This is a genomic window from Paenibacillus sp. BK720, from assembly GCF_011761545.1.
Taxonomy (GTDB): domain Bacteria; phylum Bacillota; class Bacilli; order Paenibacillales; family Paenibacillaceae; genus Pristimantibacillus.
Genome location: NZ_JAASRQ010000003.1, coordinates 318,886 through 333,009 on the forward strand (window position 1 = coordinate 318,886; position 14,124 = coordinate 333,009).

Sequence of the window (14,124 nt, forward strand, 5' to 3'; positions counted from 1 at the left end):
GAAAGAGAGACAGGAGAGACATCATGCTGAAGACAACTTTAACGCTGGAAAACTTAAATGGCGTAAACGTTCCGTTTCAGAACGGCATTCCGGTACCTTCCTTCGAGCCGCAGACAAGAGAGAAGATCACGCTGAACGGCGAGTGGCGCAAGCGCCGTCTGTCGATGGACCACGATTTCTCGATGGCGGCCCGAAGCGATAGCTGGCTGGCGGAGCTGGAGGAACGGGAAGGGGAATATGTAAGCGGCGATCTAACGGAGCAGTGGCAGCCGCATGCGGTCCCATCGCCGGAAAACAAGCTGACCGGCTTGCCGGAAGCGAATGCGGCGGAAACGTATGAGGACGGTGTCTGGTATCGGAGAGCATTCGCGATTGCAAGCAAAAACGAAGGTTATGCTTATACGCTTAAGTCGCTTGGCATCAGCTACGTAGCCGATATTTGGATCAACGGGGAATGGGTGGGCTGCCATGAGGGCGGTTTTACTCCGTTTGCTTTTGATCTTACGGCGTACTTGCGCACGGGAGACAACGAGATCCGCATCCGCGTCGACAACCCGCCATGGGGAAGCCGCGCGGATACGATTCCGGCCGATGCGGGAACGGATTTCTTCAATTATACGGGTATTATCCATGATCTCTATATCGAAATCACTCCTCAAGCCGCGATCGTCCGGGCGGATATCGTTCCGCTGGATGTCAGCGGCAGGCTGAACGTGAAGGTTGTGCTGCATAACCGGGGCAAAGCTGCGGTTCAAGTAGGGCTGGAAGGAAGTCTGCTGGAGGCGGACCCGGAAGCGCCTAATTTCCTTGATTCTCCGCTGGCCTCCACGCTTATGGGCGTGCCGGCCGTTACGGATAAGCCGATGCACAGTGAACTGACCTTGCAGCCGGATGAAGTAAAGGTCGTCCAGTTCGAGGTAACCGTCCGGGAGCCTAAGCTGTGGTCGGTCTGGCAGCCAAATCTGTATGTCGCGACCTTCAGGCTGACGGCGGCAGGATCTGTGGCACAAGCGCAGGACTCGTTCAGCACGCAATTCGGCATTCGGACGGTACGGACGGATAAGACCCGAATTCTGCTCAATGAACAATCCGTCTTTATGGCCGGCATCGCCCGTCATGAGGAATGGCCGGATACCGGACGGACGGCGGCATGGGACCGCATTCGGACGGACCTGGAGCAGATTCGCGCGCTGAACGTGAATATGGTTAGAACCGGACATTATCCGAATCATGTGTACACGTATTTGCTGCTGGACCGGATGGGCTTTATGGCGATGAGCGAAATTCCGCTATGGCAGTTCGAGACCGAGCATTACGAAGCGCAAGGCGAGAAGCGTCTTGCCGATCAGATGTGGCGCGAGATGGTGTTCTCCCAGTATAACCGTCCGTCCGTGCTCATGTGGAGCACGCAGAACGAATCCAAGGACGTATGGCTTCGCCTCGCTTATAACGAACGCCTGGTCCGCGACTTAAGGGAGAATTACAATGACGGACGCCTGCTGACCCAAAGCTCGGCAGCCGACCAGCCGGGTCCCCATGATCCGTCGATGGCGCCGCTGGATGTAGCGGCTTGGACGATGTATTTTGGCATTTTCCATGGCGGGACGTATTACGAAGGGACACGGCAGTTCCTGGAGGAAGCAAACCGCATCTACCCGGATAAGCCGATCCTCAATACCGAATTCGGCCATTGGTCCTCCGACGGCAACGAAGGCGAGCAGGTCCTTACTTATGAAGAGACGCTGCGCGCCTTGATAGAGAAGGGGACCCTGACTGCAGAGGGAGAGGACAATCCGGACGGGTATGTAGCCGGCATCGACTTCTGGATTATGTACGACTGGTACGTGAATCACAACAACTGGATCGATACGTTTGGCATTATCCATATGGACCGCAGCACGGAGAAGCCGGTTGCACCGCTCATCCGCCGCGATTATGGCGCAATTACCCGTCTTAAAGGCGGCTTGGGTCAAAAGCTGGAGGGAGCGGCGAATGAGAAGGTTTAGCGCATTGATGCTTTCCGTTCTCCTGGTTGCCTTGCTGGCCACGGCCTGCAGCAATGGGAACTCGGGCAGTTCGAGCTCGGCTGGCGGGCAGGTCCAGGTGTGGCTGACCACCCCGGACAAGAGCAAGCTGCTGCAGCAGGAGGACAGCCTGAAGCTGACCAAGGCCAAGGATTCCGAAGAGAATGTCATTACAGTCGATGATCGGAAGGTCTATCAGCAAATGGATGGCTTTGGCGCTTCGTTAACGGATTCCTCGGCTTGGCTGATTGCGAACAAGCTGAACGATACGCAGCGGGAAGAGCTGATGAACAAGCTGTTCGACCACGATAAGGGAATTGGCATCAGCTATATGCGCGTGCCGCTTGGGGCTTCGGATTTTGCCGTGAAGAACTACACCTTCGACGATATGCCGGCCGGTCAAAACGATCCTGAGCTGAAGAACTTCTCCATCGATCACGATAAGGAGTACATTATTCCGACGCTTCGGCAGGCGCTTAAGATCAACCCGGATCTGAAGCTGATGGGTAGTCCGTGGAGCGCTCCGGGCTGGATGAAGACAACCGACTCCGTTATCGGGGGCAGCCTGAAGCCGGATGCGTATGAGCCGTTTGCGAATTATTTTGTCAAAATGATTCGGGAATACGAAGCGGAGGGCGTGCCGTTTGACGCGATTACGCTTCAGAACGAGCCGCATTACACGCCGGATGACTATCCGGGCATGCGGATGGAGCCGGTCGAGCAGGCCGAGCTGATCAAGAGCTTTGTTGGCCCGGCTTTCGAGAAGAACGACATCAAGACCAAGATCGTCGTTTGGGATCATAACTGGGATGAACCGTATTATCCGCTGACCATTCTGAACGATCCGGATGCTTCGAAATATGTAGACGGAACAGCCTTCCACGGCTATGCGGGCGAGGTTGGCAATCAGGCGCAGGTGCATGAAGCTTACCCGGACAAAAATCTCTATTTCACCGAAAGCAGCGGCGGCGCTTGGTCAACGGATTTCGGCGGCAACCTGAAATGGGATATGGAAAATCTGATTATCGGCGCAACCCGCAACTGGTCGAAGGTTGTCCTGAAATGGAATCTTGCGCTCGACGAGAACTATGGGCCCACGATTGGCGGCTGCAAGGATTGCATGGGCGTCGTGACGATTAATCAGGGCACCGGCGACGTAACGTTAAACTCGGAATACTATTCGTTTGGCCATGCGAGCAAATTCGTGAAATCCGGCGCATACCGGATTGAATCCGGCGAGTCGGTGAGCGGGGAGATCGAGCAGGTCGCCTTCAAGAATCAGGACGGATCTATTGTACTGGTTGCGCTAAACGCGGCAAGCGAGGACAAAGATTTAAAGGTTAAGCACGCCGGCAAATCGTTTGCGTACACCATGCCGGCAGGCGCCGTGGCTACGTTTGTATGGCCGGGAACGGACAACGGCAAATAACAAAACTTAAGAGGGATAGAGGAGGAGACGCAAGTGTCTACGATACTTAAAACGGCAGTAACGACAAAAGAAGTTGAAGTTTGGCTCAGCTCGGAAATGACCCCTGGGAGCACCCGCTGGTTTGAAGGGCCAACGGACCCGGCCTATGCGTTAAGCGGGCAGCCGAAGCTGGCATTAACCGCTCCCTCTGTCTCGGATCTGACTACGATTCTAGTAACGCCTGCCCATGCCTACCAGCAAATGCTGGGGATCGGAACATCGTTGGAAGAAACAACGATCAACAATCTGCTGAAGATGGACGCCGCTTCGCAGGCGAGCTTTATTCAGCAGCTGGCGGACAAGGAGAAAGGGCTCGGCTTTAATCTGTTCCGGATTACGATCGGGACCTCGGATTTCACCGCGCAGCCTTTCTATACGTATAACGATATTCCCGAGGGAGAGACCGACTTCGAGCTGAAGCGTTTCAGCGTGCAAAAGGACATCGAGCTGTCGATTTTCGAGACGGTGCAGCGTCTCTTGAAGGCGATGCCGGATGCGAAAATTTTCGCTTCGCCTTGGAGCCCGCCCGCCTGGATGAAGACGAACGGCGATCTGAAGCGGGGACGCCTGAAGGAAGGCGCCGAGTATACCGAAGCGCTGGCGAAATATTATCGCATGGCCATTCAGGCGTACGAAAAGCATGGCATTCCGGTCAGCGCGATGACGCTGCAAAACGAGCCGCTGCTCGAGACCGACTACCCAAGCTGCTACATGTCGCCCGAACGTCAGCGCGAGCTGGCGATTGCGCTGAAGCGCGAGTTCGAGGAGTATGGTCTGGCGACGGAGCTTTGGATCTTCGATCACAACTTTGCGGATGCGATGGGCTATGTCACGCCGATTCTGAATGACTCGGAAGGCTATGCGGCGGTAGACGGCATCGCGCTGCATGACTATGACGGCTCGCCGGAAGTGATGAGCGAGATTCATGCGGCTTATCCGGAGAAGCCGATTTACCTGACGGAGCGTTCCTTGTGGGGAACGGCCGGCGCGGACCGGATGGCGCAATATTTCCGCAACTATGCCAGCAGCTATAACGCTTGGGTAACGATGCTCGACAGCAAGATCGGCACACATCAATGGCTGGGGCAGCCCGGTCCAACGATGCTCGTGCAGGATGCGGATGAGCCAAGCCGCTTCTGGCGCACGCCGGAATTTAACCTGCTTGCGCAATACTCCCGCTTTGTCGAGCGCGGCGCATACCGGATCGGCAGCACCTACGGCTCGCCGGAGACGGTAACCAACGTAGCGTTCCGCAATCCGGACGGCCGCCTTGTTATGGTCGTTGTCAATCAAACGGCGGAAGAGCAATCGTTCCGCGTGCTTTGCGACGGCAAGCAGTTCCTAGCGACGCTTCCTGCCGGAACCGTTGGCACGTACCGCTGGCAGTAATAGAGAAAAGGCTGTTCCCAAAGGCATTGATGGGGACAGCCTTTTTTCTATGCTTAACGGCTTGCCCGACTTGTTGAACATGTCCAAGGAGTCGAGCTCCCCTTGCGATAAGAAGAGCTGCAGATTCGGTTGCGATACCCCCGGGTGCACGGAGAAGGCGCGTACGCCATGGCGTTTGCCGATGGTGTCAAGCGCGACCGCGGACAGGGCTTGCCAAGCGACGACTCGACCGAGATGCACGGCATACGTCCCCGCACCAATATAACCCGAGGATAAACAATCGGCGACTTCCAAGCCTAGCACTCCGTACACGACACTCCACATAGGCTACACAGCATACCCGCACGCCAAGCTGCACTTCGTTTGCGCCCGGCTTCACACCGTAACTCTGGTACCGCAACTCGATCAAGGAACTCACGCCGCATTGCACGTTTACCCTGAGCCTCGCGCAAGGCGACCTTATGCGATACCTCGTACCTAGCTCCGCCAGCCGGGTACTTCACGCGTCGGATACGTTGTACGTTTTACAGCATAATCGGCCCTAAACGCCTGTTTTGTCCCTTTATGCTGTACGATCTGCAGGATAATTCACTTAGACAGGCCCATTTCGAGGCCCAAAAGGGACCTACCCTGCATTTCGTGCAGCATAGAAAGCAGATGTGGCTAAAATGATGGAAATAGGCTGCATAAGGAGCAATGCAATGACAAGCAGGTCTGACAAGTTGGACGGAAAATTTGTCAGCAAGGCAGATATTTTGGCGGGAGCGGGCATACATTGTAACATTATGCACAGCATTTGCGAACGAGGGCAGTCATGCGGTGAGGCATGGCTGCTGCCGGTGTCGAATATAACGGATCTGAACCTGTACCCCAAAAGCGTGAAAAAGATGCGCAAAGATTAAGGACTTGGGTACGGTTGACAGCCCTATTGAGAATGGTTATCATGTTATTAACGAAAGTGATAATCATTATCATTAAAAGATGGACTAGATGGTTTAATGTTTCTTGCGGAAGCATACACCAAGTTAAACGCACCACCGGGTAAGTCCGGGCTTCGCACAAAGGGAGGTTCTAACGTTGGGTTTATTGTATGAAATGGTCTTGAAGAAGAAGAAGAAACAAATACATCCAGTCCGTCAGACGGAGCGTGAAGAACGGGAAGCGAGCCCGTGGCAGGTCGAGTCCATCATCATTCACGATGCAGCAGATGAGCAGAAAGAACAAAATAAGTAAGCCTGCGGACGCGGGCCTTACATAGCATTGGAGCTGAAAACGTGAAGGAAAGTCGGTTTAATGAGAACGGTCAGCCGGGGAATTCGGCGGAACGGATCAATCACGAGGGCAAGCCGTGGAACTGGATGCTGTTTCCTTTTTCGTCGGTACGGGTTAGTCAGGATTCCATCATAGCCGCTTCGGTTGGTTACGGCGTATACGAGATTAACGAATTCGGAGAGTGGACGAAGCTGGCGTCGGGGCTGCCGCCTCATGCAAGCGTGAACAGGCTTCAACTGCACAGCGGTATTTTGCATGCCTGCACGAGCGAAGGGCTATTCCTGTTCGAGGATGAGGAGTGGGTAGATACGGGACTTGCCGTCCCATGCTTCCAATACCGCATTCTGGGCGGAACCGGCTATGCGGCGACCGAATACGGGCTGTGGTCGGAGGTGCGCGGCGAATGGCAAAAGTTTGCCTGTCCGGGCAAAAAGGTGTTCGACTTCATGAACCTGCCGCAATATCTCGTTGTTGGCCATGAGAGCGGAATATCGCTGTATGACCGGTTCATGGACGAATGGGCCGAGTTCGAGCTGAGCCGGGCGGTCACCAGCCTGTCGGTGTTTCGCGGGAATTTGATTGGAGCAAGCGATAAGGGAGAGCTGCTGGCCGGGGATAAAAGAGGCCGGTTCGAACGGGTGCGCTTCAGCGGCAGGTTTATTTTCTCCGTTGTCTCCATTGGCATTGATACGTATGTGTGCACAGATCATGGTCTGTTCAGGCTCAGCATGATTCAGGATCAGTTCGCGCTTCTATCCGTAAAGCTTGGTTTTCCGGTAACGGACGTAGAGCTGCGCGATGGCAGATTGTACATGGCGACTTTGTTTCAAGGCATTCAATATTTAGATATCTAAGCGTTCAATAGTCATTGTGTGCCTGAGCCACGTTGAGGAATCAGCTCATGCAACCGGAAAGCCCTATTCTTCTACAAGAGGAGGAATAGGGCTTTCTTTTTAGTTCTAAGAGTTTCTAAGTTTTTTCTTATCCATGGCTTAGAATTCTCCGGATTACCGCTTCACCTTGCATAGATTCGTTCTGCCCTAAGTTTGTAGACAAATGGCTATGATTTCGGTAACATGGCAATAGCTTTTATGAAGTTTTTGCATACATACACACCATTGAGACAACAAGGAGAGGTTTATTGTGTCGGAGGAATTGCTGCTGACCTTTCGGTCGCCGCCGCTGCCATTTTTCATAGAATCGAATCGGAGAACGTATCAGGCGGGGGAAGAGCATCCGAACCGGACGAATCTGGGCGTATTTGATCTGCTGTTCGTTCAGCAGGGTTCGCTCTATATCGCGGAGGAGGGCAACCGCTGGACGCTTCAAGCCGGGGATGTGCTTATACTGCGCCCGGATCGTTGGCATCACTCGTTTAAGCCTTGCCAAGAGGAGACCGTATTCGACTGGGTGCATTTCCAGACGGTTGGAGCCTGGGAGGAAACGGAAGCAAGCCAGGGATCGCTTCGCGGGGATTATTACACGTATGCCATCCGCCTGCCGAAAAAAATGCATTTATCGTTTCCGGACGAAGCGAAGCTGCTGTTCTCCCAGCTGCATGAAGCGGCGCAAAGCTCCTCGCATGGCGCCTTTTGGGAACGGCAGCAGCGATTTCTTCATTTGCTGCAGATGCTTGACGAGGGATGGCGCTCGGATGCCGCGAAGGCCGGGGTATCGGTTGCGGAACGCGCTGCCGCTTATCTGAAGATGAATTACCGCAGCGTGATTACGAATACGATGCTGAGCGAAGCGCTTCAGCTGCATACCAATTACATTACCCGCTGCATGACCGAGGTGTTCGGGTGCACGCCGCAGCAATATTTGCTGTATTACCGTCTCGACCAGGCGAAGCTGCTGCTGATCAAGACGGACTGGCCGATCGCAAGAGTGGCGGAGGAGACGGGATTCCGGCAGACGCCGCATTTCTCCAGGCTTTTTGCCGCGCAGACCGGCATGCCGCCGCTTAAATTCCGCAAACGATTTACGAATTAATGGAAATGAACGCATAATCATCCCGCGCTTTAGAGAATACTTGGTTAAAAAGCGCTGGGGGTTATTGCACATGATTGAACGTTATTCCATTACCGCGGATGTTGGAGATATGATTGAGGCTTTTAAGGTGGAGCAGTTGATTAATTGTTATACGAACCGGTTTAATGTAGCGCCGACGCAGACGGTGTCCATCGTAATGAACGATCGCTGGGGACTCCGGACGATGCATGACGCAAGATGGGGACTGTTCCCGTTCTGGGCGAAGGATTCCGTAAACGCCGACAGCTCGATGCTGTCCAGCAAGCCTTTCCTCGAGCGGATGCTGCGCAAACAGCGCTGCGTGGTGCCGTGCAGCGGATTTTTCGGCTGGCAGAAGGGGCAGAAGGAGAAGGACTCGCGGGCGATGCATATCGTGGTGCCGAACCGCAGAGTGTTCGGGATCGCCGGCTTCTTCGACGTATGGCGGAATTACAGCGGGCAAGAAGTGCGCGCTTTTACGATGATTACCGCCCCGGCAACCGGGACGATGTCGCAATGGCAGCCTAACGTGCCGGTCATTATGGACGAAGAGGGGATGGAGGATTGGCTGAATCCCCGCATCTCGGACTTCCGCTCGCTGCGCAAGCATCTGGAGCCGATGGACAGCTACCGCATGAGAGCTTATCCGGTCACTAACGCGGTGAACGACGAAGCTTACGAATCTCCGGACTGCGTCCGGGAGATCCGCCCGGATTTTGCTCTGAAATAATTGTAAGGGACTATTCCCGCAAGCCTCACGGTTTGCGGGGATAGTCCCTTTTTTGTTGCGGCGGGAGCCGGTGGTTGGCAAGCGAAGGCTTAAAATCATCAAGTTAACCGGATTGCGTTCTGCGGAACTCCTCCGTTAACAGCGGAACAACCTCGAACAGGTCCCCGACGATGCCGTAATCGGCAACGCTGAAGATGGGCGCGTCGGGGTCTTTGTTAATCGCGATAATGACGCGCGATTGGCTCATGCCGGCAAGATGCTGGATAGCGCCGCTTATCCCGCAGGCAATGTAGAGCTGCGGCGTAACGACCTTGCCGGTCTGCCCGATCTGCAGGGCATAGCCGCAGTAGCCGGCATCGCAGGCGCCGCGCGAGGCGCCAACCGCGCCGCCGAGCACGCCCGCAAGCTCTTGCAGCGGCTCGAAGCCGGCCGAGCTGCGTACGCCTCTGCCGCCGGAGACGACCACGTCGGCCTCGGCGAGATCGATTTGACCGCCGGCGCGGCGCACAAGCGAGCGCACCGCGGTCAGGATTGGCGGCACCGTGAACGGCAGCGCCTGCACGGTGCCTTGCGGCTCGCCGGCCGGCAGCGTCTCGGCCGGCTCGAAGTTGTTCGGGCGGACCGTGACGACCCACGGCCGGCCCGGGGTGAAGCTGCGCCGCTCGAACGCCTTGCCGGCGTAGAGCGGCCGCGTGAACACGCCATCGGTCTCGTCGATGGCGGTCACGTCTGCGACGTGGCCGGCGCCGATGGCCGCGGCCACGCGGGGCGCGAGTTCGCGCCCCGCTGCGGTATGGCCGAGCAGCAGCGCGTCCGGCCTTACCGCTTCAATAGCTGCGCGCAAGGCGGCGATGTACGCCTCGGGCGAAAAGGCGCGAAGGGCCGGGTCGTCCGCGACATGGACGACGTCCGCCCCTCGCGCAGCGAGCGCGGCTGCTTCGTCGGCCGCGCCGCCGGGAGCCGCGAGGACGGCATGGACCGAGCCGTCCGCACCGGCCAGCCGCCGCGCGGCGCCAAGCGCCTCAAGCGCTACGCGGCGCAGCTTGCCGTCCCGGCACTCGGCGAACACGAGTATCGTTCTTCCCATCTTATTTCCTCCTTTGTTGCAGGCGAACTGCATATGAGTTTTTATCGCAAACGTTGCTGAAAGTAACTATTTGTTTGGGGATGGGGGCAATAAGACCCTGGGAGGGCTTTATTGCAACAGATGGAGTGGTGACTGTATAGGATAAGACCCTCATAGGGTCTCATTTCTGCTCCATCGAGTCTTTGTGAAGCTTTTTTAGCTGCGGCGGTTCTATCCAAACTATTAAGTAAATAAACAGGTAAGCTTAGGCTCAGCCGGTTAAGAGCCCTTAGGGCACTTAACCAGCTGAAAACGCAAGCTACTTGGCACGTTAAGGTCCCTTAGGGGCCTTAACATTCAGCAAACGAGCGCAAAAGCTGCCACGTAGGCGGGTCCGCACAAGGTTAAGAGTCCTGAGGGCACTTAACCGGCTGAAAAAGCAGGCTACTTGGCACGTTAAGGTCCCTTAGGGGCCTTAACATTCAGCAAACGAGCGCAAAAGCTGCCACGTCGTCGGGTCCGCACAAGGTTAAGAGCCCTTAGGGCACTTAACCAGCTGAAAAAGCAGGCTACTTGGCACGTTAAGGTCCCTTAGGGACCTTAACAACAAGCAATCGGACGGACTCCGTTCTAATTAGCCGCCTTAACGTTTAACGCCGTGCAGCCGCCTCACTGCGGCAGCTGGCCCTCCGCCTGCAGCAGGCGGACAAGCTCCGCCGCCTGCTCGCCGGGCGTCCCCGCGAGACGCCGGCCGGCTGCGCGCGGCGCCGGCGGAAACAACTCCAGGCGCGATGTCCGCGCGCCTTCCTCCTCGCCGCCTGCGGCTGCCGACACCCGGGCGAGCGGCTTCCGCTTCGCCTTCATTATGCCCGGCAGCGACGGATACCGCGGCTCGTTGAGCCCTTGCTGCGCGGTAATCAGCGCTGGCAGCGGGATCGCAACCGTCTCCGTGTCGCCCTCGACATCGCGCTCCACGACAGCGAACCTCGCCGCCGACGCTGCGCCAGGCGGCAGCTCGCCGGATGCCTTCGCCTCATCCGGCCCTACAATGACAACCTTCACCGCTGCCGACGCATGCGGCAGACCAAGCCGCTCCGCGACCTGGAGCGCTACGCTCCCGGAGCCGCTGTCGACGGCGAACAAGCCCGCCAGCAGCAGATCCGGCTTCAGCGGCTCGATAACCTTCGCCAGCGCAGCGGCCAGCGCGAAGCTGTCGCCGCTGTCGACGGTAGCCGCGTCGAGCCGGATCGCTTCATCCGCGCCCATCGCAAGGGCGGTCCGCAGCGCCTCCTCCGAGCGGTCGCCGCCGCAGGAGACAACCCGTACCTCGCCGCCATGCGCCTCGCGCTGGCGCAGCGCCTCCTCGAGGGCATATTCGTCATAAGGATTAATGACGAGCTTGGCGTCCGCTTCCGCAACGGCGCCGTCCTTTACGATAATTTTTTCTTCCGTATCAAATGTCTGCTTGAGTAGAACGACAATGTTCAGCACTGCAGCAACCTCCTCAGACTATAGTTCCATGCTCAATTCTCGCCGGGCTGAAACGCCGCTCCCGCAGCATGGCCGCGGCCGGCTGCAAGGCTCGGCTAAACCGCTTTCCATCAGTGCTACGATATGAGTCAACTCGGCCAAATAGACCGTCCGCACCGGCGAAAGGGGCGGCATGTTCATGCTAACGGGCTCATATACTGGAGCACCGCGGTTTTTTTGAAAATGCTGCCCATTCACTTAAGGACGGCACAGCCGTTTCTCCTTGAATTCTAAGCGCTAATAAGTTTTTTCTTGCAAACACGACTTGGAATTCACCGGATTGAAACGCGCTCTCCCGCCTTAGGATGGAGCAGCCGTTTTTCCTAGTCACAACGCTTAAAAGCTTGTCCGAATCGAGGGCTGCAAAAGGGGGCGTGGCCATTGCTGGAATGGTGGTCGGCAGATGTTGCGACAGCTGCACTCAGGTGGATTTTGTTCGCGGCGATATTGGGGCTTGCCGCAGCCCTTTTTGTTACGGTCGTCTTGCGCAGGGTGGGCTATATCAAGCTTGGCCGGGCGGCTGCCCATGAGGCGATGCCATCGGATGAGCGGAGGGAAGCAGCCGGACGTCCCTCGGTAACGGGACAGGTGCTCGGGCACAGCAAGCTGCTGCGCGATATCCGGAGCGGCGTCATGCATTTCATTTATTTTTACGGATTTATCATTCTGCAGTTTGGAGCGGCGGATATTATCTGGAAGAAGCTCAGCGGTCACCCGATTCCGTTTCCCTTCTACGGCCAGTTCGCCTGGTCGCAGGAGCTGACGGTCTCGCTTGTCCTGCTCGCGGTCCTGTACGGGGCTTTCCGCCGGTATATCGAGCGGCTGCCAAGACTGAAGCGCGGCTGGAAGCCTTCGCTTGTGCTGTGGTTTATCGGCGGCCTGATGCTGACGGTCCTGCTGACGCTTTCCTTCGAGCGGCTGTCGGGAGATCCCCATGCCGTAGCTGGCCGTTTCGCCCCCGTTTCCTCCGTGCTTGCGGACTGGATCGGGAAGCTTGGCGTGCCTGCCGGAAGCATAGCGTCGGAAGCGGGTTACGAGCTGTTCTGGTGGCTGCATCTGCTCGTCCTACTGTCTTTCCTTGTGTACGTGCCGCAGTCGAAGCATTTTCACCTGCTGACGGCTCCCGTGAATTTGTGGCTCGGGCGCAATGCGCCGGTGGGCCGGCTGGCGCCGCTTAATCTGGAGGATGAGGATGCGGAGTATTTTGGCGCGGGCAAAATCGAGCATTTTACGCAAAAGCAGCTGCTCGACCTGTATGCCTGCGTGGAATGCGGACGCTGCACGAATGTTTGCCCGGCTTCGAATACCGGCAAGCTGCTGTCGCCGATGCATCTCATGACCAAGCTTCGGGATCACCTCACGGAAAAAGGCGCCGCCATTACGTCCAAGTCGCCTTGGGTGCCAACGTTTATGGGCGGGCAGGCGGCAGGGGCGCATGTGATGGGAGCGCTGATTCCGTCCTGGGAGGACAGTCCCGAAGGAAGCGTGACCTCCATTATTCCGACCATGACGGCCCAGAAGCTGGCTTGGAATGCCCGGGAGGCAGCGAAGCCGGGTGAGCTGGAGCTGATCGGAGACGTCATGAGCGAGGAGGAGCTGTGGGCATGCACGACCTGCCGCAACTGCGAGGAGATGTGCCCGGTTGGCAACGAGCATGTGGACAAAATCATCGATATGCGCCGTTATCTCGTGCTGATGGAAGGCCGCCTGCCGTTTGACGGCCAGCGCGCGCTGCAAAACATCGAGCGCCAAAGCAACCCGTGGGGACTTCCGAGAGCCGAACGCGCGGCCTGGATCGACGAGTGCGAAAGCCGTACCGGCGTCCGCGTGAAGACGATGCAGGAAATTAAACGTGCGGGAGCGCCTAAGCCGCAGTTTCTGCTGTGGGCAGGGTCCATGGGCTCCTACGATACGCGCAGCCGGAAGGTGCTGTATGATCTCGTGCGGCTGCTCGACCAGGCGGGCGTGTCGTTTGCCACGCTTGGGGCAGAGGAGCGGAACTCGGGCGATACGCCGCGCAGGATCGGCAACGAGCTGCTTTTCCAAGAGCTGTGCCGAGAAAACATCGAGACGATCGCCCGTTACGGGATAACCCGTATCGTAACGGCCTGCCCGCATACGCTTAATACCTTCCGCAAGGAGTATCCGGACTTCGGCCTTCCGTCGGACGTCAGGATCGAGCATCATACGGAGCTGCTTGCCCGCCTGCTTAAGGATGGGCGGTTAACGCCCGAGCACCTCGTCCAAGAACGCGTCACCTACCATGATTCCTGCTATCTCGGACGTTATAACGGCATCTATGATGCACCGCGCGAGGTACTGAAGGCGATTCCGGGCATCGAGATCGAAGAGATGGTGAGAAGCCGCGAGAACGGCATGTGCTGCGGAGCGGGCGGCGGACTCATGTGGATGGAGGAGCAAAGCGGCGTTCGCGTTAACCGCGCAAGAGTATCGCAGGCGCTGGAGGTGCGGCCTACGGTCATCGGCTCGGCTTGCCCGTATTGCCTGACGATGATGGAAGACGGGTTGAAGCTTCTGGAGGCCGACGAGCAGACGGCGGCACGCGATGTGGCGGAGCTGCTTGCGGCAAGCGTGTTTGGCAAAGAAACAGTTTAACGGCCCGGTAAAAAGACAG

11 protein-coding genes are annotated in these 14,124 nt (G+C 57.1%); 9 read left to right on the plus strand and 2 right to left on the minus strand.

The features are described 5' to 3' along the window. The first annotated feature begins 23 nt into the window (after positions 1-23). From FHT67_RS13475 to FHT67_RS13510, 8 genes are all read left to right on the plus strand, one after another. Complete coding sequence (locus FHT67_RS13475) at positions 24-2,006, plus strand: glycoside hydrolase family 2 TIM barrel-domain containing protein (RefSeq protein ID WP_167198880.1); 1,983 nt, start codon at positions 24-26, stop codon at positions 2,004-2,006. Further along, on the plus strand, positions 1,993-3,453 hold the full coding sequence (locus tag FHT67_RS13480) for a glycoside hydrolase family 30 protein (protein ID WP_167198883.1): 1,461 nt from the start codon (positions 1,993-1,995) through the stop codon (positions 3,451-3,453). Before FHT67_RS13475 ends, FHT67_RS13480 begins: the two co-directional genes overlap by 14 nt. Before the next feature lie 33 nt (positions 3,454-3,486). Further along, positions 3,487-4,881 carry a glycoside hydrolase family 30 beta sandwich domain-containing protein gene (locus FHT67_RS13485; RefSeq protein ID WP_167198885.1) on the plus strand — a complete coding sequence of 465 codons (1,395 nt, stop codon included), beginning with the start codon at positions 3,487-3,489 and terminating at the stop codon, positions 4,879-4,881. A gap of 701 nt (positions 4,882-5,582) precedes the next feature. Continuing rightward, on the plus strand, positions 5,583-5,783 hold the full coding sequence (locus FHT67_RS13490) for a hypothetical protein (RefSeq protein WP_167198887.1): 201 nt from the start codon (positions 5,583-5,585) through the stop codon (positions 5,781-5,783). 175 nt (positions 5,784-5,958) lie between these two features. Then, a complete protein-coding gene (locus FHT67_RS13495) occupies positions 5,959-6,114 on the plus strand; it encodes a hypothetical protein (protein ID WP_167198890.1) in 156 nt (51 codons plus the stop codon). Between the two features lie 41 nt (positions 6,115-6,155). Continuing rightward, positions 6,156-7,007: a hypothetical protein gene (locus FHT67_RS13500; RefSeq protein ID WP_167198893.1), complete on the plus strand. Its 852-nt coding sequence runs from the start codon at positions 6,156-6,158 to the stop codon at positions 7,005-7,007. Positions 7,008-7,296: 289 nt separating this feature from the next. After that, complete coding sequence (locus FHT67_RS13505; RefSeq protein WP_012772486.1) at positions 7,297-8,145, plus strand: AraC family transcriptional regulator; 849 nt, start codon at positions 7,297-7,299, stop codon at positions 8,143-8,145. A 70-nt stretch (positions 8,146-8,215) separates the two neighbouring features. Further along, positions 8,216-8,893 carry an SOS response-associated peptidase gene (locus FHT67_RS13510; protein WP_132311183.1) on the plus strand — a complete coding sequence of 226 codons (678 nt, stop codon included), beginning with the start codon at positions 8,216-8,218 and terminating at the stop codon, positions 8,891-8,893. Positions 8,894-8,996: 103 nt separating this feature from the next. Here FHT67_RS13510 and FHT67_RS13515 read toward each other — a convergent pair whose 3' ends face one another. Further along, positions 8,997-9,980 (minus strand): electron transfer flavoprotein subunit alpha/FixB family protein, encoded by a 984-nt coding sequence (locus FHT67_RS13515; protein ID WP_167198896.1) that lies wholly within the window; start codon positions 9,978-9,980, stop codon positions 8,997-8,999. Between the two features lie 648 nt (positions 9,981-10,628). After that, on the minus strand, positions 10,629-11,447 hold the full coding sequence (locus tag FHT67_RS13520) for an electron transfer flavoprotein subunit beta/FixA family protein (protein ID WP_167199697.1): 819 nt from the start codon (positions 11,445-11,447) through the stop codon (positions 10,629-10,631). A gap of 423 nt (positions 11,448-11,870) precedes the next feature. Here FHT67_RS13520 and FHT67_RS13525 point away from each other — a divergent pair, with 423 nt between their 5' ends. Beyond that, a complete protein-coding gene (locus tag FHT67_RS13525; protein WP_167198899.1) occupies positions 11,871-14,105 on the plus strand; it encodes a (Fe-S)-binding protein in 2,235 nt (744 codons plus the stop codon). Positions 14,106-14,124 lie beyond the last annotated feature (19 nt).